This window comes from Massilia sp. Root418 (genome assembly GCF_001425265.1).
In the GTDB taxonomy this organism is placed as follows: Bacteria; Pseudomonadota; Gammaproteobacteria; order Burkholderiales; family Burkholderiaceae_D; genus Rugamonas.
In genome coordinates, this window is sequence record NZ_LMEC01000020.1 from 247,154 (window position 1) to 267,134 (window position 19,981).

The 19,981-nt window shown below is 66.1% G+C and carries 22 protein-coding genes; 10 read left to right on the top strand and 12 right to left on the bottom strand.

Annotated features, from left to right (window positions below):
* Positions 1–96 precede the first annotated feature (96 nt).
* Complete coding sequence (locus ASC94_RS13645) at positions 97–1,305, bottom strand: acyltransferase (protein ID WP_082616510.1); 1,209 nt, start codon at positions 1,303–1,305, stop codon at positions 97–99.
* Positions 1,306–1,376: 71 nt separating this feature from the next.
* Between ASC94_RS13645 and ASC94_RS13650 the strand changes: the two genes are divergently transcribed.
* Positions 1,377–2,339 (top strand): succinylglutamate desuccinylase/aspartoacylase family protein, encoded by a 963-nt coding sequence (locus ASC94_RS13650; RefSeq protein ID WP_056395449.1) that lies wholly within the window; start codon positions 1,377–1,379, stop codon positions 2,337–2,339.
* 44 nt (positions 2,340–2,383) lie between these two features.
* Here the strand turns inward: ASC94_RS13650 and sugE are convergent, their stop codons facing one another.
* Entirely contained in the window at positions 2,384–2,698 is a 315-nt protein-coding gene (gene sugE / locus ASC94_RS13655) for a quaternary ammonium compound efflux SMR transporter SugE (RefSeq protein ID WP_056395452.1), read from the bottom strand.
* A 65-nt stretch (positions 2,699–2,763) separates the two neighbouring features.
* Here sugE and ASC94_RS13660 point away from each other — a divergent pair, with 65 nt between their 5' ends.
* The 3 genes from ASC94_RS13660 (at position 2,764) to ASC94_RS13670 (ending at position 4,604) form a co-directional block, all read left to right on the top strand.
* Positions 2,764–3,123: a DUF1304 domain-containing protein gene (locus ASC94_RS13660; protein WP_056395454.1), complete on the top strand. Its 360-nt coding sequence runs from the start codon at positions 2,764–2,766 to the stop codon at positions 3,121–3,123.
* A gap of 86 nt (positions 3,124–3,209) precedes the next feature.
* Positions 3,210–3,512: a helix-turn-helix transcriptional regulator gene (locus ASC94_RS13665; protein WP_056395457.1), complete on the top strand. Its 303-nt coding sequence runs from the start codon at positions 3,210–3,212 to the stop codon at positions 3,510–3,512.
* A 36-nt stretch (positions 3,513–3,548) separates the two neighbouring features.
* A complete protein-coding gene (locus tag ASC94_RS13670) occupies positions 3,549–4,604 on the top strand; it encodes an alkene reductase (protein ID WP_056395472.1) in 1,056 nt (351 codons plus the stop codon).
* Positions 4,605–4,709: 105 nt separating this feature from the next.
* On the opposite strand, the gene ASC94_RS13675 is transcribed toward ASC94_RS13670, so the two are convergent.
* From ASC94_RS13675 to ssuE, 8 genes are all read right to left on the bottom strand, one after another.
* Positions 4,710–5,120: a DoxX family protein gene (locus ASC94_RS13675; RefSeq protein WP_056395475.1), complete on the bottom strand. Its 411-nt coding sequence runs from the start codon at positions 5,118–5,120 to the stop codon at positions 4,710–4,712.
* On the bottom strand, positions 5,117–6,889 hold the full coding sequence (locus ASC94_RS13680; RefSeq protein WP_056395477.1) for an amidohydrolase: 1,773 nt from the start codon (positions 6,887–6,889) through the stop codon (positions 5,117–5,119). The genes ASC94_RS13675 and ASC94_RS13680 overlap by 4 nt, the downstream gene beginning before the upstream one ends.
* A gap of 75 nt (positions 6,890–6,964) precedes the next feature.
* Complete coding sequence (locus ASC94_RS13685) at positions 6,965–7,531, bottom strand: YceI family protein (protein WP_056395484.1); 567 nt, start codon at positions 7,529–7,531, stop codon at positions 6,965–6,967.
* 221 nt (positions 7,532–7,752) lie between these two features.
* Entirely contained in the window at positions 7,753–8,613 is an 861-nt protein-coding gene (locus ASC94_RS13690) for an ATP-binding cassette domain-containing protein (protein ID WP_056395486.1), read from the bottom strand.
* Between the two features lie 11 nt (positions 8,614–8,624).
* Complete coding sequence (gene ssuC / locus ASC94_RS13695; RefSeq protein ID WP_056395488.1) at positions 8,625–9,419, bottom strand: aliphatic sulfonate ABC transporter permease SsuC; 795 nt, start codon at positions 9,417–9,419, stop codon at positions 8,625–8,627.
* A 1-nt stretch (position 9,420) separates the two neighbouring features.
* Positions 9,421–10,563: an FMNH2-dependent alkanesulfonate monooxygenase gene (ssuD, locus tag ASC94_RS13700; protein ID WP_200955740.1), complete on the bottom strand. Its 1,143-nt coding sequence runs from the start codon at positions 10,561–10,563 to the stop codon at positions 9,421–9,423.
* Between the two features lie 16 nt (positions 10,564–10,579).
* The gene (locus ASC94_RS13705; protein WP_056395492.1) at positions 10,580–11,557 is read right to left on the bottom strand and encodes a sulfonate ABC transporter substrate-binding protein; all 978 of its coding nucleotides are present in this window, start codon (positions 11,555–11,557) and stop codon (positions 10,580–10,582) included.
* Between the two features lie 12 nt (positions 11,558–11,569).
* A complete protein-coding gene (gene ssuE, locus ASC94_RS13710; protein ID WP_056395495.1) occupies positions 11,570–12,196 on the bottom strand; it encodes an NADPH-dependent FMN reductase in 627 nt (208 codons plus the stop codon).
* 193 nt (positions 12,197–12,389) lie between these two features.
* On the opposite strand from ssuE, the gene ASC94_RS13715 reads away from it, so the two are divergent.
* The 5 genes from ASC94_RS13715 to ASC94_RS13735 are packed head-to-tail and all read left to right on the top strand — an operon-like array spanning position 12,390 to position 17,390.
* The gene (locus ASC94_RS13715) at positions 12,390–13,568 is read left to right on the top strand and encodes an acyl-CoA dehydrogenase family protein (RefSeq protein ID WP_056395500.1); all 1,179 of its coding nucleotides are present in this window, start codon (positions 12,390–12,392) and stop codon (positions 13,566–13,568) included.
* A complete protein-coding gene (locus ASC94_RS13720) occupies positions 13,568–14,488 on the top strand; it encodes a methionine ABC transporter ATP-binding protein (protein ID WP_082616511.1) in 921 nt (306 codons plus the stop codon). Before ASC94_RS13715 ends, ASC94_RS13720 begins: the two co-directional genes overlap by 1 nt.
* On the top strand, positions 14,481–15,143 hold the full coding sequence (locus tag ASC94_RS13725; protein WP_056395501.1) for a methionine ABC transporter permease: 663 nt from the start codon (positions 14,481–14,483) through the stop codon (positions 15,141–15,143). The genes ASC94_RS13720 and ASC94_RS13725 overlap by 8 nt, the downstream gene beginning before the upstream one ends.
* Before the next feature lie 31 nt (positions 15,144–15,174).
* On the top strand, positions 15,175–16,038 hold the full coding sequence (locus ASC94_RS13730; protein ID WP_056395504.1) for a MetQ/NlpA family ABC transporter substrate-binding protein: 864 nt from the start codon (positions 15,175–15,177) through the stop codon (positions 16,036–16,038).
* Entirely contained in the window at positions 16,035–17,390 is a 1,356-nt protein-coding gene (locus ASC94_RS13735) for an LLM class flavin-dependent oxidoreductase (protein WP_056395507.1), read from the top strand. The genes ASC94_RS13730 and ASC94_RS13735 overlap by 4 nt, the downstream gene beginning before the upstream one ends.
* On the opposite strand, the gene epsC is transcribed toward ASC94_RS13735, so the two are convergent.
* Positions 17,387–18,328 carry a serine O-acetyltransferase EpsC gene (epsC, locus tag ASC94_RS13740; RefSeq protein WP_056395510.1) on the bottom strand — a complete coding sequence of 314 codons (942 nt, stop codon included), beginning with the start codon at positions 18,326–18,328 and terminating at the stop codon, positions 17,387–17,389. The genes ASC94_RS13735 and epsC overlap by 4 nt on opposite strands.
* Before the next feature lie 171 nt (positions 18,329–18,499).
* On the opposite strand from epsC, the gene ASC94_RS13745 reads away from it, so the two are divergent.
* Positions 18,500–19,684, top strand: a complete 1,185-nt coding sequence (locus ASC94_RS13745) for a multidrug effflux MFS transporter (protein ID WP_056395513.1) — start codon at positions 18,500–18,502, stop codon at positions 19,682–19,684.
* On the opposite strand, the gene ASC94_RS13750 is transcribed toward ASC94_RS13745, so the two are convergent.
* On the bottom strand, positions 19,662–19,919 hold the full coding sequence (locus ASC94_RS13750) for a hypothetical protein (protein WP_056395521.1): 258 nt from the start codon (positions 19,917–19,919) through the stop codon (positions 19,662–19,664). The two genes, ASC94_RS13745 and ASC94_RS13750, sit on opposite strands and share 23 nt — an antisense overlap.
* Positions 19,920–19,981: the final 62 nt, after the last annotated feature.

The window sequence follows — 19,981 nt, forward strand, 5'->3', positions numbered from 1 at the left end:
ACTTCGGGGTCTGACCCCGAAGGTGGTGCTCAGTCCGCCTGGCGCCATCACTCCGCTACGGCAGGGGCAAAAACGGCGCCGGACGGAGCGCCGGCCTTATGGAATGGTGGGGAAAGTCTTAGCCTTTAAGCCATTTCTGACAGGCGACCTGAGCCGCATTTCTTCAGGATCGGGGTCTGACCCCGATTTTGGAAAATGCGGCTCAGGTCGCTTGGCGGGGAAGTAGCGGTCGCGCAGCAGCATGAAGGGGGTTTCGATGGCGGCGTAGAGCAGCCAGCCGAGCGGTACGCTGACCACGGTCATGATGGCGATGCCGGTCCAGCCGGCCGGGCTGATGCCGTGCTGGATGAGCTCAGGCTTGAGCAGCAGGAATATCTGCTTGTGCGTCAGGTAGATGGCGTAGGACCAAAGCGCCAGCTTGCCGAAGCCGGGGATCGGCGTCTTCTCCAGCAGGGATCCGGGACTGAGCGCGGCAATCAGCAGCAGCGTGACGCCCAGCGCCAGCATCGGGTAGCCAAACACGGTCATGCCGTAGCCGTAGTGGTCTTCCGCGAACAGGTAGAGCGCTCCCCCGCCCACGGCCATGCCGGCCGCCAGCGCCCAGTTGCCGCGCGACGTGAGCCGGCGCCATGCCCCGGCGTGGTGGTTCTTCAGCAGCGCCAGCGCCACGCCGGCCACCAGCTCGTCAAACCGGCACAGGGAGGAGTAATAGATCACGTTGTAGTAGGCGAAGCCGCCTTCGTTGTCGCCCACGTGCGCCTGCCACAGGTAGCCGCGGATGGCCATGCCGCCGAGGAAGCTACCAACGACCGCGACCCAGGCCCAGGCCAGCGAGCGCCGCATCGCGCCGATCAGCAGCGCGACGGCCGGCAGCAGCACGTAGAACTGTTCTTCCACGCACAACGACCAGGCGTGCGAGAACGCGGTGCCCGGCGTGAGGTCGAAATTCTGCGTGAAGGTGAGGAATTGCCATAGCGGCGGCATGCTGAGCCCGGCGCGGAACCACGGCCAGCAGGCGTACAGGGCCAGCACGACATAAAACGCCGGCAAAGTGCGCAGGAAGCGGCGGATGTAGAAGGTGCGCAGCGAGAAGCCGGCTTCGCTGCGCATGGCGCTGAAGATCTGGTTGCCGATCAGGTAGCCGGACAGGCCGAAAAACAGGTCCACGCCGGTCCATCCCACCTCGCCCCAGAAGCCGAACGGGGCGTGTTTGCTGACGAACAGGACGTAGTGGTTCATGAACACGAGCGCGATCGCTAATGCGCGCAGCGTGTCTAGACCGTGGATACGGGTGATGGATTTCATATGCAATTTTAACTTTCGGCGGCTCAATCCCCGCTAGAATAACGGCCATTCATCAGTTTCGGGGAACCAGCATGACTGTAGCAAGCGATCTGCATTTCAAATCCGTCAACTATACCGGCCAGGGCAAGGGCCCGCGCGTGATTATCACCGGCGCGGTGCACGGCAACGAGACCTGCGGGACCAAGGGTATCAATCGTGTGATGGAGGAGATCGACAGCGGCAAGCTGCGCATCCTGAACGGCATGGTGACCTTTGTGCCCATCGTCAATCCGCTGGCCTACGCCAAGGGTGAACGTTCGGGCGACCGCAACCTGAACCGCAACCTGTTCCCCAACGAGAACCCGCAGGATTTCGAGGACCGCATCGCCAACTGGCTGTGCCCCCTGCTCGGCCAGCACGAGGTGCTGCTGGACCTGCACTCCTTCAACGCCCGGAGCCAGCCCTTCGTGATGGTGGGCCCGCGCAACAACGATGGCACGCTGCAGCCTTTCCAGCATGAGGAGAAGGAACGCGCCCTGGCGCGCCGCCTGGGCGTGAAGCGCTTCGTCGACGGCTGGATGGCGACCTACGGCGCCGGGGTGCAGCGCCGCCTGCGCGACGATTCGCAGCTGGAAACCGTGCTGCGCTATGGCGTGGGCACGACCGAGTACATGCGCTCCACCGGCGGCTACGCGCTGACGCTGGAGTGCGGCCAGCACGCCGATCCGCAGGCGCCGGACGTGGCCTACCGCGCCATCATGAATACCCTGGCCTTCCTGGGCTTGACCGATGCGCCGCAGCCGGTGCCGCTGGCGCCGGAAGAAACCGAGTACCTGAGCATGGTGGAAGTGCACGACAAGCAGGACGCGGGCGACAAGTTCAGCCGCGTGTGGTCCAGCTTTGACCGCGTCGCCAAGGGCGACGAGATCGGCCGCCGTGTGGACGGCACGCCGGTGCTGGCCGCCGAGGATGCCATCGTGCTGTTCCCGGACACCAACGCCCGCGCCAACGCAGAATGGTATTACCTGGCCAAGGCTAACCCGGCCGGCTTCTGAACCAGCGACGGCGGCGTCCGCGCCGCCGTGCGCCTCCGTTCGCCTCAGTGCGCCAGCTTCAGGCCCAGGATGCCGCAGGTGATCATGGAGATGCAGACCAGCCGCAGCACACCGGCTGGCTCGCCCAGCACCAAAATGCCGAACAGCGCCGTGCCCACCGTGCCGATGCCGGTCCACACGGCGTAGGCCGTGCCTAGCGGCAGGTCGCGCAGCGCCAGTCCCAGCAGCGCCATGCTGCCGCCCATGGACAGCAGCGTCAGCACCGAGGGCACCAGCTTGCTGAAGCCTTCCGTGTACTTCAGGCCGACCGCCCAGCCTATCTCCATCAGTCCGGCAACAAACAGGAACAACCACGCCATTTTCTCTCCTTCTCGGGCAAGCCGGCAGTATATCATTGCAACATTTCCATCATGAAGGACGCTGAATGATACTTATCGCGCAAATTTTCGCCGCCGTCGTGCTGCTGATCCACGTCTACATCGTGCTGCTGGAGACGGTGCTGTTCCGCACGCGCGGGCGCCGCGTGTTCGGCCTGAGCGCCGAAAAGGCGGAGATCGTGCAGCCTGCCATGTCCAACCAGGGCTGCTACAACGGCTTCCTGGTGGCGGCCCTGGCGCTCGGCTTCCTCCACCCGGACCCGGCCACCGCGCGCGCCTTCACCCTGTTCGGCCTGTGCTGCGTGGCGGTGGCGGGCGTGTGGGGCGCTGCCACCGTGTCGCGCCGCATCTTGTTCGTACAGACGGTGCCGGCCGTGATCGCCCTGCTGCTGTTCCAGTTGGCGTAAGCGCCGCCAGCAGGTTTTCCTTTTATATCGTAGAATGCCGATATACGCATCGGACTTTATAGATGCGCGTATCGCTAAAGCCAAATATGGACATTGACATCGACGCAATCCACAAGGCGCTGGCCAACCCGGTCCGGCGCCAGATCCTGGCCTGGCTCAAGGAGCCGGAAGCCTATTTCGCCGAACAGGCCCACCCGCTGACCTTCGGGGTCTGCGCGGGCCTGATCGACCAGCGCACCGGCCTGTCGCAATCGACCGTGTCGGCCCACCTGGCCACCTTGCAAAAGGCCGGCCTGGTGACGGTGCAGCGGGTGGGACAGTGGAATTTCTTCAAGCGCAACGACCAGGTGATCCAGGGCTTTATCGACCATATGAACCAGGGCCTGTAACCAACGACCAGGCCCGGCACCTCAAGGAAGACCACCATGGCAAACCTGTTTGACCCTATCAAGATTGGCGACCTGACCCTGAACAACCGCGTCATCATGGCGCCGCTGACCCGTGCCCGCGCAGTGGGCGGCGGCCGTGTGCCGAACGCGCTGATGGCGGAATACTATGTGCAGCGCGCCTCCGCCGGCCTGATCCTGAGCGAAGCCACCGCCGTCACGCCGCAGGGCGTGGGCTACGCGGACACGCCGGGCATCTGGTCGGATGAACAGGTGGCGGGCTGGAAAGTGGTTACCGAGGCGGTGCACGCGGCCGGCGGCAAGATCTTCCTGCAGCTGTGGCACGTGGGCCGCATTTCGGACCCGAGCTTCCTGAACGGCGACGCGCCGGTGGCGCCGAGCGCCATCGCGGCCAAGGGCCATGTCAGCCTGCTGCGTCCGCAGCGCGCCTACCCGGTGCCGCGCGCGCTGGACCTGGAAGAGATTCCCGGCATCGTGGCAGCCTTCCGCAAGGGCGCGGAAAACGCCAAGCTGGCCGGCTTCGACGGCGTGGAGATCCACGGCGCCAACGGTTACCTGCTGGACCAGTTCCTGCAGGACGGCACCAACAAGCGCACCGACGCCTACGGCGGTCCGGTTGAAAACCGCGCCCGCCTGATGCTGGAAGTGACCGATGCGGCGATCGAGGTATGGGGTGCAGGCCGCGTCGGCATGCACCTGGCGCCGCGCCGCGATTCGCACGACATGAGCGACTCGAACCCGGCCGAGACTTTCGGCTACGTGGCGCGCGAGCTGGGCAAGCGCGGCATCGCCTTCATCTGCGCGCGCGAAGCCGTGGGCGAGGATAGCCTGGGGCCATTGCTGAAGAAGGAATTCGGCGGGATTTATATCGCCAATGAGAAGATGGATAAGGCCACTGCGAACGCCGTGCTGGCTGCGGGCACCGCCGACGCGGTAGCCTGGGGCAAGGATTTCATCGCCAATCCTGACCTGCCGGCGCGCTTGCAACAGGATGCGGCGCTGAATCCGCAGCGTCCGGAGACCTTCTATCATTCGACGGCGGAAGGGTATACGGATTATCCTGCGCTGGCGTAAGCCTCAGGGGGCTCCGGCGGGTTACGGCTTCGCCTAACCCGCCCTACGGTACGCCACGTGATTTGCGTGGGGCGGGTTAGGCGGAGCCGTAACCCGCCGTCCCCGCTACCCCGCCAGCTTGGCATCCACCGAATACCGCCCAGCGCCGCTGAGCGCGATGGTGCCGAACACGATCACCAGCAGCCAGCCGAACTGCCCTTCGGCGATACTCCAGTCCGGGTGTACCAGCACCATGGACACGGCCAGCAGGAACACCACCGGCAGCGCCGCCAGCCGCGTGAACAGCCCCAGCGCAATCAGCACCGGACAAAACACCTCGGCAAACAGCGCGCACCACAAGGTGAGCGTGCGCCCCATCCCGAGCGGATCGTCGATATGGGCCAGCTCGGTCTGGTAGTGCACGATTTTCGGAATGCCGTGCACGTGCAGCAGCAGCGCCGCGCCCGCGAGGCGGGCAAACAGCAGCCCGCCATCCGGCGTGAACGGCCCGATCAGCTTACGCAGCAGCCCGATCATTTGTTCTGATACCCGCCGTAGTGTTTCACCGGACTCCAGGCCGGCGCCACCTCAGGCAGCGGCTGCGCATACTGGCTGAACTCCTTGCCGGCATACACCACCTTGCCGTTCACCACGGTGAGCGCGCTTTCCAGGTTCTTGATCTGGTCCACCGGCATGCTGAAGTAATCCTGGGGCAGGATCACCAGGTCCGCATACTGTCCCTTGGCCAGCGTGCCCTTCACTTTCTCTTCCCCGCTCATCCAGGCGCTGCCGCTGGTCATCAGCTTGAGCGCCTCGTAGCGGCTCAGGATATCCTTGGGCTGCCACAGGCTCAGCCCGCCCGCAGTCTTGCCCGTCACCGCCCAGTACACCGACGGCCACGGACCATAGCTGCTCACGCGCGTGCCGTCCGTGCCCAGGCCCACCGGCAGCTTCATCTCCAGCATCTTGCGGATCGGCGGCATCTGGCGCGTCTGTGCGCCGTACTGCTTCCAGTAATGCTCGCCCTGGAAGTACATGCGGTCCTGCACGGCGATGCCGCCGCCCAGCGCTTTCACGCGCGCCAGCTGCGCGTCGCTGATGGTCTCGGCATGGTCGAAGAACCAGCGCAGGCCTTTCAGGGGAATCTCTTTGTTCACTTTCTCGATCACCGCCAGGTCGCGGTCGATCGATTCGCCGTAGGTGGCGTGGATGCGGAAGGGCCAGCGGTTTTTCACCAGCAGGCGCAGCACCGCTTCCAGTTCGCCTTCCATGTGCTCAGGCATGTCGGGACGCGGCTCCAGGAAATTCTCGAAGTCCGCCGCGCTCCAGACCAGGTTCTCGCCCGCGCCCTCGGTGGTGTAGCCGTTGGCGTAGAACATATGCTGGTTGCTGTCCGGCTTGGTCAGCGTGAGCCAGCGCTGGTAGTCTTCCAGCTCCTTGCCCGGCTTCTGCGCGAACAGGTAGTAGGAGGTGCGCACGGTCAGCTTGCCGTCCTTGGCCAGCTCGACGGTGACGCCGTAGTCGTCCGGGAAGTTCTGGCCGCCGCCGCCCGCGTCGATGGCGCTGGTCACGCCCAGGCGGTTCAGTTCGCGGTAGTAGTGCAAGGTCGAATTGCGCTGCTGCTCGCGCGGCAGCACATTGGTCTTGGCCAGCGTGGTGTACAGGATCAGCGCGTTCGGCTTGGCGATCAGCTTGCCGGTCGGCTTGCCTTCCGCATCCAGCTCCACCACGCCATCCTTGAATTTGGTGTCCTTGTTGTAGCCCAGGGTCTGGATGCCCTTCTGGTTCAGGAAGCCCAGGCCGTACAAATACAGCAGGAAGACCGGCTTGTCCGGCACGGCGGCGTTGATTTCCTCCAGCGTGGGCAGGCGCTTTTCCTCGAACTGGAATTCGTTCCAGCCGCCCACCACCTTGATCCAGGCGCCCTCCGGCGTGCGCGCGGCCTGCTCCTTGAGCATTTCCATCGCTTTTTTCAGCGACGTCACGCCATCCCAGCGCAGCTCGGCGTTGTAGTTCAGGCCTTCGCGGATGACGTGCAGGTGCGAGTCGTTCAGGCCGGGAATAACGGTGCGTCCGCCCGCGTCGATGACCTGGGTATCGGCTCTTTTCAGTTTGAGGATCTGCGCGTTGCTGCCGACGGCTTCGATCTTGCCGTCCTTCATCGCCACGGCCTGGGCAAAGCTGCCCTCCTTGACCATGGTGGCCACTTTGCCGTTGGTGATGATGAGGTCGGCCGCGAAGGCCGGCGTGAGGAAAACTGCGGACAATGCCGCAGGCAGCACCAGCCTGGTGAATACCGGATTCATGTTGTAGTCCTTTGTTTTTCTAGGGCACATCAAAAAGGCGGCCGGCCGGCACTGCTTTACTGCTTACTTCAAAACTTATTCCTTGATGGCTTCGACAGCGAAGGTCAGGGTTACTTCATCGCCCACGTGCGGCGCGTACTTGCCGGCGTTGAAGTCGGAGCGCAGGATCTTGGCCACGGCGTTGGCGCCGCAAGCGTCTTTCTTCAGCATCGGGTGCGGCATGCACTGGAACGAGGTCACGGTCAGGGTCACCGGCTTGGTGATGCCCTTGATGGTCAGGTTGCCGTCCACCGAAGTCGGCTTGTCGCCGGCGAAGTTCACCTTGGTCGACTTGTAGGTGATGGTCGGGAACTTGGCGGTGTCCAGGAAGTCCGCGCCTTGAATGTGGCTGTTAAACAGCGGGAAGCCGGTGTTGACGGACTTGGTGTCGATGGCCACGTCCACCGAACCGGTTTTCGCGGCTTTGTCGATCACGATCTTGCCTTCGGTCTTGTCAAAGCGGCTCACCTGGTTGGAATAGCCGAAGTGCGAGTACTCGAAGCGCGGCGCGGTGTGGGCCTGGTCCAGCACATAGGTTTCCGGTGCGGCGACGGCAGCCATGGACACGCCAGCGGCGATCAGCAGAGCAACGATTTTTTTCATAGTAAAACTCCAGTCAGTGGTGATTATTGGAACGGGCGCATTGCCCGTGATCTTTGTGATTGACGGCGATTATGCGCTGGCACAATTCGATTGTAAAACGGAAAATATACCGGTTTATTATCGAAAAAATCGATCATGGTCACGAGGACTGAAGCAATCAATGTGCGCAGTGTACAGATGGGCGCGCGCAGCGCCCATCTGCCAAAGGTACCATTGTTGACTCAGGCTTGTGCGCGCAGGACGTGCGCCAGGATGCGCTGCTCGAAGGCGGCGAAGGCGGCGGCGTCGTGGCCGGCGGTGCGCGCGGCGGCGCGGGGACGGGGAAGGCCGATAACCAGGTCGAGGGCGATGGCGCCGTCTTCAATCAGCAGCACGCGGTCGGCCAGGGCCACCGCTTCGCTCACGTCGTGGGTCACCAGCACGGCGGTGAAGCCGCGCGCCAGCCAGAGGGATTCGATCAGCTGCTGCATTTCGATGCGGGTGAGCGCGTCCAGCGCGCCCAGGGGCTCGTCCAGCAGCAGCACCTGCGGCTGGTGCACCAGGGCGCGCGCCAGCGCCACGCGCTGCTTCTGGCCGCCGGACAGGGTGGATGGCCAGTCGTCGGCGCGGTCGCCCAGGCCCACCGTGGACAGCGCGGCGGCTGCGGCGTTGAGCGCATGCGGCAGGCCGAGCGCCACGTTCTCCAGCACGGTCTTCCACGGCAGCAGGCGCGCTTCCTGGAACATGATGCGCAAGCCGGCCTCGCGCAGGCCGGCTTCTTCGCTTCCTCCTCCGCTCCCGGACCCGAAGGCGATGGCGCCGCTGTCGGCCTGCTCCAGGCCCGCCAGCGCGCGCAGCAGGGTGCTCTTGCCGCAGCCGCTGCGGCCGACGATGGCGACAAACTCCCCTGCCTTCAGTTGCAGGTCCACCCCGCGCAGCACGTCGCGCGCGCCGTAGGACTTGCTCAGCGCCGAAACGCCGATGGCGACGCCGGCGCGTTCCGGCGCACCGCGCGCCGCCGGCTGCCCGGCCTGGTCCGGCGCGCCGCCCTCCGCCGCATCGGCGAACAGGTCGGATTCAAAGTAGGTGGGTGCAAGCAGCATGGGGCTCCTTCTCAACGGTATGCGGGGTTCCAGCGCAGGAAATGCTTCTCCATCCCGCGCGAGGCCAGGTCGGCCAGCTTGCCGAGCAAGGCGTACAGCAGTATGCCGACCAGCACCACGTCCGTTTGCAGGAATTCGCGCGCGTTCATGGTCATGTAGCCGATCCCGGCTTGCGCCGAAATGGTTTCGGCCACAATCAGCAGCACCCACACCAGTCCGAGCGAGAAGCGCACGCCCACCAGTACCGACGGCAGCGCGCCGGGCAGGATCACGTCGCGGTACAGCGCCCAGCCGGACACGCCGTAGCTGCGCGCCATCTCGATCAGTGCCGGGTCGGTGGAGCGGATGCCGTGGAAGGTGTTCAGGTAGACCGGAAAGAACACCCCCACCGCCAGCAGGAACAGCTTGGCCGTTTCGTCGATGCCGAACCACAGGATCACCAGCGGGATCAGCGCCAGCGCGGGGATGTTGCGTATCATCTGCAAGGTAGTGTCGAGCAGGGTTTCGGCGCGGCGGAAGCTGCCGGTCAGCAGTCCCAGTAGCAGCCCTGCCCCGGCGCCGATGGCGAAACCGCTGCCGGCGCGCCACAAGCTGGTGCGCAGATGCGTCCACAGCTCGCCGGATTCCGCCAGGGTCCAGAAGGCCCGCGCCACCGACCACGGCTCCGGCAGCACGCGGCTGGACAGCCAGCCTGCGCGGGCCGACACTTCCCACAGCAGCAGCAGGCCCGCCGGCAGCAGCCATGGCGCCAGCGCGGAGGCGTTACTGGTCTCAGTGGCCTTCGCGGCCTGCCCGGTGCGATCCATGTCAGGCCGCCTTCTTCGGCAGGATATTGCTGGCCATGACCTCGCCGAACGGTCCGCTCAGCGACTGCTCCGTGACAGCCTTGCCCTTGCCCAGCAGCGGGAAAACCAGTTCCGCGAAACGGTACGATTCCTCCAGATGCGGATAACCGGAGAAGATGAATGTGTCGATGCCCAGGTCCGCATATTCCCGGATGCGCGCGTGCACGGTTTCCGCGTCGCCCACCAGCGCGGTGCCGGCGCCGCCGCGCACCAGGCCCACGCCGGCCCACAGGTTGGGCGACACTTCCAGCTTGTCGCGCCGCCCGCCGTGCAGCTCGGCCATGCGGCGCTGGCCCACCGAATCCATCTTGCTGAACGCCGCCTGCGCCCTGGCGATCACTTCGTCGTCCAGGTGGCTGATCAGCTCTTCGGCCGCGCGCCACGCCGCCTCGTTCGTTTCACGCACGATCACGTGCAGCCGTATGCCGAAGCGCACCGTGCGGCCGTGCTTCGCCGCGCGCGCGCGGATATCGGCAATCTTTTCCGCCACGGCGGCGGGCGGCTCGCCCCAGGTCAGGTACACGTCCATCTGCTCCGCCGCCAGCGCGTGCGCCGGTTCGGAAGAACCGCCGAAATACAGCGGCGGATACGGCTTTTGCACCGGGGGGTACAGCGTGCGGGCGCCCTTCACCTGGATATGCTTGCCCTCGAAGTCGTAGCCCGCCTCGCCGCCTTCGCCGGACAGCGAGGCGCGCCACACGCGGACGAACTCGTCGGAAATCTCATAGCGCTTGGCATGGTCGGCAAACAGGCCGTCCGCTTCCAGCTCGCCCTGGTCGCCGCCGGTGACCACGTTGATCAGCAGGCGACCGTTCGACAGCCGGTCGAAGGTCGACGCCATGCGCACCGCCAGCCCCGGCGTGGACAGGCCGGGCCGCACCGCCACCAGGAACTTCAGCTTCTTCGTCGCGTTGATCAGCGACGCAGCCACCACCCACGCGTCCTCGCAGGAGCGTCCGGTCGGCAGCAGCACGCCGTCGTAGCCCAGCGTATCGGCAGCGACGGCAACCTGCTGCAGGTAGTCCGCATCGACCGCGCGCGCGCCCTTGGACGTCCCAAGGTAGCGGCTGTCGCCGTGCGTGGGGATGAACCAGAAAATATTCAACGACATGGCATTCCTCTTAAAGCTTGAACGGCAGCAGCGCATCCTTGACCACGATCGGCCTGGGGATCAGCTTCAGGGCCGCGAACGCATCGGCCACCTTCTGCTGCGCTGCGATCACCTCGGGCGTCACCGGCTTCACGCCGTAGGCGTAGCGCGAGGCTGCCAGCTCCACCACGCCGGTATCCAGGCCGGTCTGCACCGCCAGGATGGCGGCCACTTCCTTCTGGTTGTTCAGGCCCCATTCGTCCACCTTGGCCAGTTCCTCGATGACGATGCGGACGACCTCCTGGTGCTTCTCCGCGTAAGGCCGCGCCGCCAGGTAGAACTGGTGATTGGCCACCAGGCCTTGCCCGTCCACCAGCACCCGCGCGCCCAGCTGCTTCTCGGCCGCCGCCAGGAAGGGGTCCCAGATGGCCCAGGCGTCCACGCTGCCGCGCTCGAAGGCGGCGCGCGCGTCGGCCGGGGGCAGGAACACCACTTCCACGTCCTTGTACGCCAGGCCGGCCTTCTCCAGCGCCTTCACCAGCAGGAAGTGGACGTTGGAGCCCTTGTTCAGGACGATCTTCTTGCCTTTCAGGTCGGCCAGGCTGCGCGCCTTGGAATCCCTGGGCACCACGATGGCCTCGCTGGTCGGCGACGGCGGCTCGTTGCCGACGTAGACCAGGCTGGCGCCGGCGGCCTGCGCGAAGATGGGCGGCGCTTCGCCCACCGTGCCGAAGTCGATGCTGCCCACGTTCAGGCCTTCCAGCAGTACCGGACCGGCGGGGAACTCGGTCCATTTCACGTCGATGCCCTTGGCGGCCAGGCGCTTCTCCAGCGTGCCGCGCCCTTTCAGCAGCGTCAGCGTGCCGTACTTCTGGTAGCCGATGCGCAGCACCGGCCTGGCTTGCGCCTGCGCCGCGCCGGGCAGCCCGGCCACGGCCACGCCGGCGGCGCCGGCAAACAGCAGGCCCAATGTGCGGCGGCGCGCGGCGCGCTTGCGTAGGTTGTTCATGTTGCCCCTTTTTTATGCAGCCTGGCTGGCCGGCGTGTACGGATGGTCTTGCAGCGAGCGCACCGGGGCGCCGTTGGCGACGTGCACGGAATGCGCGGCGCGCAGCCTGGTTAGCGGCGCCAGCGCCGTTACCAGCTCGTCCACGCCGGCCGTAACGCGGGCGGCGATGGGCGGCGCCAGGGTCAGGCCATCATCGTCCTGCCATACCAGCTGCTGGCTGGTGGCGAAAATACTGGTCAGCACCTGCTTGGCGGCCAGGGCGTGCAGCACCGGGCGCAACGCATAGTCCAGCGCCAGCATGTGCGACTGCGTGCCGCCGGTGGCAAGCGGCAGCACCAACTTGCCGGCCAGGCCGTCCTGCGGCAGCAGGTCCAGGAAGGCCTTCAGCACGCCGGAATACGATGCCTTGTAGACCGGCGTGGCGATCACGATGGCTTGCGCCGAGGCCACCGCGTCGATGGCGCGCCGGATGCCGGCATCGTCGATGTCCGCATGCAGCAGCGCTTGCGCGGGCAAGTCCCGCACGTGCAGGCGCTGCAGCTGGTGCCCGTGCACTGCCAGCCTGTCGCCGATGTGCAGCAGCAGCCTGCTGGAGCTGGATGGAAGCGAAGGACTGCCGCCAAGAAGTAGGATGCTCATTTTTCTCCCCGTGTCTGGATGGTTTTTTCCAGACTACGGCCGTCCGCCTGAAAGCAGAACGAATTGTTTTGCGCATCGATATGCGCTTTTCAGCGCATGACGTTTCCGCATATGGAAAGCCGGATTTCTTCGTGTACGGGGCGGGAATGCCGGTGCGATACTGGTCCGCATCGACATCACCGGAATCTGTATCATGGAGGAAGAGTTCTTCGCCGAAGACCCCATCGCCACCGCGTCGGCGCTTGCCGCCCGTCTGGCGCAAAACGCCGTGGAGCGCGACCGCGCAGGCGGCCACGCTGCCACGGAACGCGAATGGATCCGCGAATCGGGCCTGCTCACGCTGTCCATCCCCGCCGAATTCGGCGGCCAGGGCGCCAGCTGGAGCACGGTGTACCAGGTGATCCGCATCCTGGCGCGGGCCGACAGCGCACTGGCCCACGTCTTCGGTTTCCACCACCTGCAACTGGCGGGCATCCGCCTGTACGGCAGCGCGCAGCAGCAGCGCCGCCTGCTGACGGAAACCGTCGAACAGCGCCTGTTCTGGGGCAATGCCCTGAATCCGCTGGACAAGCGCACCACGGCAGCCGAGACGCGCGGCGGCTACGAGCTGAATGGCCTGAAAAGCTTTGCCTCCGGCTCGGTCGGTTCCGACTGGCTCACGTTGTCGGCCTGGCACGCGCCCACGCAAAGCGCGCTGATCGCCGTGCTGCCGACGCGGCAGGAAGGTATCCGCGTGCAGGCCGACTGGGACGCCTTCGGCCAGCGCCAGACCGACAGCGGCAACGTCTCCTTCAACGGCGTGCGCCTGGCGGAGGAGCTGGTGCTGCAGGCGCCCGGCCAGGCGCCCACGCCGCAAGCCACGCTGCGCTCGCAGGTTGCGCAGCTGATCATGGCCAACCTCTATCTCGGCATAGCCGAAGGCGCATTCGACGCGGCGCGCGCCTATACCAACGAGGAAGCGCGGCCGTGGTTCCAGTCCGGCGTGCCGGCGGCCAGCGACGACCCGCTGGTGCAGCACCGCTACGGCCAGCTGTGGACCTTGCTGCGCCCCGCGCAAGTGCTGGCCGACCATGCGGCGCGCGAGCTGGACCGCGTGTTCGCGCAAGGCGCGCAGGTCAGCGCGCGCACGCGCGGCGAGCTGGCGGTGGCAGTCGCTGAAGCGAAGGTGCTGTCGCACAAGGCGGGCGTGGAGATCAGCAGCCAGCTGTTCGAGCTGACCGGCGCGCGCTCCACGTCGGCCAAATACGGTTTCGACCGTTACTGGCGCAACGTCCGCGTGCATACCCTGCACGATCCCATCGACTACAAATACCGTGACCTGGGGCGCTTTGCCCTGCAAGGCACGCTTCCGGAACCTACTGCATATTCGTAATGACGACTCCTGACCAAGTCCCCCGCGCGCCGCTGATACAGATCCGTGGCGCCAGCAAGACGTTCGCCCTTCCCAAGGGCGGCCAATTCCACGCCGTCAAAAACGTGTCGCTGGAAATACGCGAGGGCGAAATATTCGGCCTGATAGGCAAGAGCGGCGCCGGCAAGTCCACCTTGCTGCGCCTGATTAACCTGCTGGAGCAGCCGGACAGCGGCAGCGTCACGGTCGACGGCCGCGAGCTGACGGCGCTGGGCAAGCGCGAACTGCGCGAGGCGCGGCAGAATATCGGCATGATCTTCCAGCAGTTCAACCTGCTGCAGAATGCCAGCGTGTTCGACAACGTGGCCTTCCCCTTGCGCATACACGGCGGACGCACCGGCGCGCAGCTTGCCGCGCGCGTGCGGGACTGCCTTGAGCTGGTGGAGCTGGGCGGCAAGGCGGACAGCTATCCGGCGCAGCTGTCGGGCGGGCAGAAGCAGCGCGTGGCCATCGCGCGCGCGCTGGCCAGCGGACCGGCCGTGCTGCTGTGCGACGAGCCGACCTCCGCGCTGGACGCGGAGACCACGCGCGCGCTGCTCGCCACGCTGAAGGACATCAACCATCGCCTCGGCGTCACCATCGTGATCGTCAGCCACGAACTGTCTGTGCTGGACGCCATCTGCGACCGGGTCGCCGTGATCGAGGACGGCGCCATCGCCGAGGCATTTGCGCTTGACGGCAGCGATAAGGACAACGATAACGGCGGCGCCTTGCGCAAGACGGCCCTTGGCCGCGAGCTCGCCAGCCTGCGCCCCGCCGCGCCCTTGCCCGCGCCCTCGCCCTTGCCCGGGCCTCCCGCGGGCGCCCCACGGCCGGTCCATGCGCAACCTGCCGGCGCCGCTTCCCCGGCCCCTATCCGCACGGAGGCCGCCCATGCTTGAGAAAATCCTCACCCTGCTGCCCGAGCTGTGGACCGCGCTGGGCCAGACGCTCACCATGCTGGGCATCGGCCTGTCAGCCGCCGTGCTGATCGGCGGCCCGCTGGGCGTGCTGCTGTTCCTGGTGGCCGACGGCCAGTCGCTGCAGAACAAGCCCGCCTCCCTGCTGCTCGGCTGGTTCGTCAACACGGTGCGCTCCTTCCCCTTCATTATCCTGCTGGTGGCGCTGGTGCCGCTCACGCGCATCATCGCCGGCACCTCCATCGGCCCGCTGGCGGCCGCCGTGCCGCTCTCGTTCGCCGCCATCCCCTACTTCGCCCGCATGGTCGAACAGGCGCTGCGCGAAGTGCCGCGCGGCGTGATCGAAGCGGCGCACGCCATGGGCGCGTCCGAACTGCAGATCGTGCTGCGCGTGCTGCTGGTGGAAGCCCGCTCCGGCCTGGTGCTGGCGCTCACCGTGCTGTCCATCAGCTTCCTGTCCTACTCCGCCGTAGCCGGCGTGGTGGGCGGCGGCGGCATCGGCGACCTCGCCATCCGCTACGGCTACTACCGCTTTGAGACCGACATCATGATCGCCACGGTCGCCGTGCTGATCGCCATCGTCCAGGCCATCCAGTTCACCGGCAACCGCATCGCGCGCCGGCTCGACAAACGCTAAGCAAAAACGCCAACCCCACCAGGAGAACTTTATGAGCACATTCCACCACGCCCGCCGCCGCACCCTGGTCCTGCGCGCCCTCAGCATCGCGGTCCTTGCCGCCGCCGGGCTGGCCACCGGCCTCGTTTCCGCGCCGGCCAGCGCCAAGGACCCGAAGGAAGTGGTGATCGGCACCAGCGCCGGCCCCTACGCCGACCAGATCAAGCTGGGCATCAAGCCCATCCTGGAAAAGCAGGGCTACAAGGTCAAGCTGGTCGAGTTCAACGACTACATCCAGCCCAACTTCGCGCTGGCCGAAGGCTCGCTGGACGCCAACGTGTTCCAGCACATCATCTACCTGAAGAAGTTCGCCAGCGAGCACAAACTCGCGCTGAGCGAACTGGTGACCATCCCCACCGCACCCATCGCCATCTACAGCAAGAAGCACAAGACGCTCAACGAGGCGAAGGAAGGCACCACGGTGGCACTGCCGAACGACCCGGCCAACCAGGCGCGCGCGCTGGTGCTGCTGGACCAGCTGGGCTGGATCAAGCTGCGCCCCGGCACCGATCCTATCCGCGCCTCCGAGAAGGACATCGCCGCCAACATCAGGAAGATCAAGCTGGTGCCGCTGGAAGCCGCGCAGCTGCCGCGCTCCCTGCAGGATACCGACTACTCCTTCGTAAACGGTAACTACGCACTGGCCTCCGGCCTGAAGCTGAAGGACGCGCTGGTGACCGAGAAGATCTCGCCCAACTACATCAACCTGGTGGCGGTGCGCACGGCAGACAAGGACAAGCAGTTCGCCAAGGACCTGGAAGCGGCCTACCGCTCGCGCGAATTCCTGGCCGTGACAAACAAGCACTTTGCCGACTATTCCAAGACCGATTACCAGCTCGCGCTCGAAGCCAAATGAGCAAGCGCATCCGCTTCAACGCGTTCCAGATGAACACAGTGGGCCACCAGTCGCCCGGCCTGTGGCGGCATCCGCGCGACAACAGCCACCGCTACACCGATCCGCAGCACTGGACCGAGCTGGCGCAGCTGCTGGAAGCGGGCCGCTTCGACGCCGTGTTCCTGGCCGACGTGCTGGGCGTGTACGACGTCTACCATGGCAGCGTGGACGCCGCGCTGAAGCACGCCGTGCAAGTGCCGCTGAACGACCCGCTCGCGCTGGTGCCGCTGATGGCGCAGGCCACCGGGCACCTGGGCTTCGGCGTCACCTGCGCGCTGACCTACGAGCATCCCTACACGTTTGCACGCCGGCTCTCCACGCTGGACCACCTGACGCGCGGCCGCATAGGCTGGAACATCGTCACCGGCTACCTGGACAGCGCGGCGCGCAACCTCGGCCTGGAACGCCAGCCCGGGCACGACGAGCGTTATGACGTGGCCGACGAATACCTGGCCGTGGTGCGCAAGCTGTGGGAGTACAGCTGGGAGGACGACGCGGTGGTGAACGACAAGGAGCGCGGCGTGTACATCGACGCGGCCAGGGTGCACCCGATCGCGCACGAGGGCCGCTACTACAAGGTGCCGGGCATCCACCTGTGCGCGCCGTCGCCGCAGCGCACGCCGGTGCTGTTCCAGGCCGGCGCCTCGAAGCGCGGCACGGCGTTCGCCGCGCAGCACGCCGAAGTGACCTTCGTCAGCGGGCCGAGCAAGGCCGTGGTGGCGAAGTACGTGGACGATTTGCGCAGCGCGGCCGTGGCGGCGGGCCGTGGCGCCGGGGACCTGCTGGTCTATGCGCAGGCGCTGGTCATCACCGGCGCCAGCGAGGAGGAAGCCTGGGCCAAGTACGAGGAGTACCGCAGCCATATCGATATCGAGGCGGCGCTGGTGCTGCTGTCCGGATGGACCGGCGTGGACTTCAGCCTGTATCCGCTGGACGCCACCATCGACTATATCGATTCGGACGCGGGCCGCTCGGCGCTGGCATCCTTCAGCCAGGCCGACCCGGCGCGCACATGGACAGTGCGCGAGGCGGCCGAATTCATTGGCCTGGGCGGGCGCGGGCCGGTGCTGGTGGGCGGCGCCGCCAGGGTGGCGGACCAGCTGGAAGCCTGGCAGGATGAAACCGGCATCGACGGCTTCAACCTGGCCTTCGCGGTAGCGCATGAATCGATGCGCGACGTGGTGGACTACATCGTGCCCGAGCTGCAGCGGCGCGGGCGCTACCAGCGCGAGTACGCGCCCGGAACGCTCAGGGAGAAACTGCTGGGGCGGGCGCGCGCGCATGCCCCGGCAGCGGCGCCCATCCTGCCTTAGCGGCAGTCGTTGCGCATCTGCGCCTGGGACACGCTGCTGTTGGCCGGCACGCTCTGCGTGAGCCACACATTGCCGCCAATGGTGGACCCGGCGCCGATGGTGATGCGGCCCAGGATGGTGGCGCCGGCGTAGATCACCACGTCGTCCTCCACGATAGGATGGCGCGGCGTGCCCTTGATCAGCGCACCGCTGGCATCGGCCGGGAAGCGCTTGGCGCCCAGGGTAACGTGCTGGTACAGCCGCACGCCCTGCCCGATGATCGCGGTTTCGCCGATCACCACGCCGGTGCCATGGTCGATGAAGAAGCTGGCGCCGATCTGCGCCGCCGGGTGGATATCCACCCCGGTCTTGGAATGCGCAATGTCGCAGATCAGGCGCGCGATGAAGGGCGCGCCCAGCTGGTGCAGCAAGTGCGCCAGGCGGTAATGCAGGATGGCGATGGTGCCCGGGTAGCACAGCATGATCTCGGCCACCGAGGTGGCGGCCGGGTCGCCTGCGAAGGCGGCCTGCACGTCCGACACCAGCAGCGCGCGGATGCGCGGCAGCCCGGCGGCGAATTCGCGCGTGATGTTGTGCGCCTGTTCGGTCAGCGCGTCCTCGCTGCTGTGGCGCGCCAGCTCCGCCGACTGCTCGGAGAACTGCAGGCCGCGCCGCACCTGCTCGGTGAGGCGGTTCAGCGTGGTGTTGAGCGTATCGCCGACGAAGTAGTCGATACTCTCGTCGGTGAGGTTGGGCCGGCCGTAATGGGTGGGGAACAGCACGGCCGACAAGCCGTTGACGATGGTGGTCAGCGCCTCGCGCGACGGCAGCTCGCGCACCCGGCCCTGGTGGCGGATATTGTGCGTGGCTTCGCGCGAGATGCGCAGCTGCTCGATCACCGGTCCCAGGTTCCAGTGCGCGGGGCGCACGCCGGTGCCGTCATAGGTATCGATAGTCATGGAATGGCTCAATAAAAAACAGTGTTATCGCACAGGAGCATAAACAGCGGCCCCCGCAAAGCGAAAGAATAATTTCGCTGTTCGATATGCGAAATCCGCATATCAGGACCGCCTGCGGCACAAGCCTGGCGCGTGGCGTAAAATACCGCTCCAGGTAACAATAACGCATCCATGAATATTCTGCTGACACTGCTCTTGGCCGGGCTCACCATGGTCGGGCCGCTCGCCATCGACACTTATCTGCCCTCTTTCCCGGCCATCGCGCTGGCGTTCGACGCGAGCCCCATCGCCATCCAGCAGACCCTCAGCCTGTTCCTGTTCTGCTTTGCCTTCATGATGCTGTTCTACGGCACCATGTCCGACTCCTTCGGCCGCCGCCCGGTGATCCTGGTGTCGCTGGTGATCTACACGGCCGCTTCCATCGGCGCCGCGCTGGCGCCGTCCTTCGGCGTGCTGCTGGCCTGCCGCATCCTGCAAGGGCTGTCGGCCGGCGCCGGCATGGTGGTCAGCCGCGCCATCGTGCAGGACCGCTTCCAGGGCGCCGAGGCGCAGAAGATCATGTCGCACGTGATGATGGTGTTCGGCCTGGCCCCGGCGCTGGCGCCCATCCTGGGCGGCTGGCTGCAGGTGTCCTTCGGCTGGCGCTCGATTTTCTGGTTCCTGACCGGCTTCGGCATCCTGATGTATGTCGCGGTGCTGCGCCTGCTGCCGGAAAGCCTGGCCAGGCAGGACCGGCACGCATTCCACGCAGGCGTGATCGCGGCGAACTACTGGAAAGTGCTGTGCCACCGCCAGTTCCTGCTGCTGTCCGTGAGCGTGGGCATGGCCTTCGGCGGCTTCGCGCTGTACATCGGCTCGGCCGCCTACTTCGTGATGCACATCCTGCACCTGCCGGAGACCGCCTTCGCCTGGCTGTTCTTCCCGCTGATCAGCGGATCGGTGGTGGGTTCCGGGCTGTCCGGCAAGCTGGCCAGGCGCTATTCGCAGAGCGCGCAGATCTGGGCCAGCTACGCCATCATGGGCGCGGCGGGCGCGGTCAACATGGCGTACAACTATTACTTCGCGGCGGAGGTGCCGTGGGCGGTGCTGCCGCTGTTCGTGTACTCGTTCGCGCTGGCCGTCGCCATGCCGCCGATGACGCTGATCGCGCTGAATCACTTCCCCAACAACAGCGGGCTGGCCTCATCGATGCAGTCGTTTATCCAGATGATCCTGTTCGCGCTGATCTCCGGCGTGGTAGCCCCGCTGCTGTTCGACAGCGCCTACAAGCTGGCGTGCGGCGTGATGGCGGGCCTGGTGATCAGTTTCGCCACCTGGGTGGCGGCGCACCGGGTCAGGGCCACGGTGCCGGCGTAACCTCGATATACTGCGCGCCGCCCTGCTCGGGTTCGGGTTCGCCCGCCTGGGACGGCTGCGACAGGCGGGCATCGCCCGTCAGGCCCAGCGCCAGGATCTCCTTGCGCGTCTCGACAAAATCGGAACTGGACAGCGGCCGGTCGCGGTCCGGCCAGTTGGCGATGGCCCAGTTCTGCACTTCCTCGAAGCGCTGCCATACCTCGTTGATAAACTGGCGCCGTTGTTGCTCATCCATTGCGGTTCTCCAAGATGGTTCCTGGCGCCAGTATATGCCTGCCGCAGCGCGCCGGGGCGCAC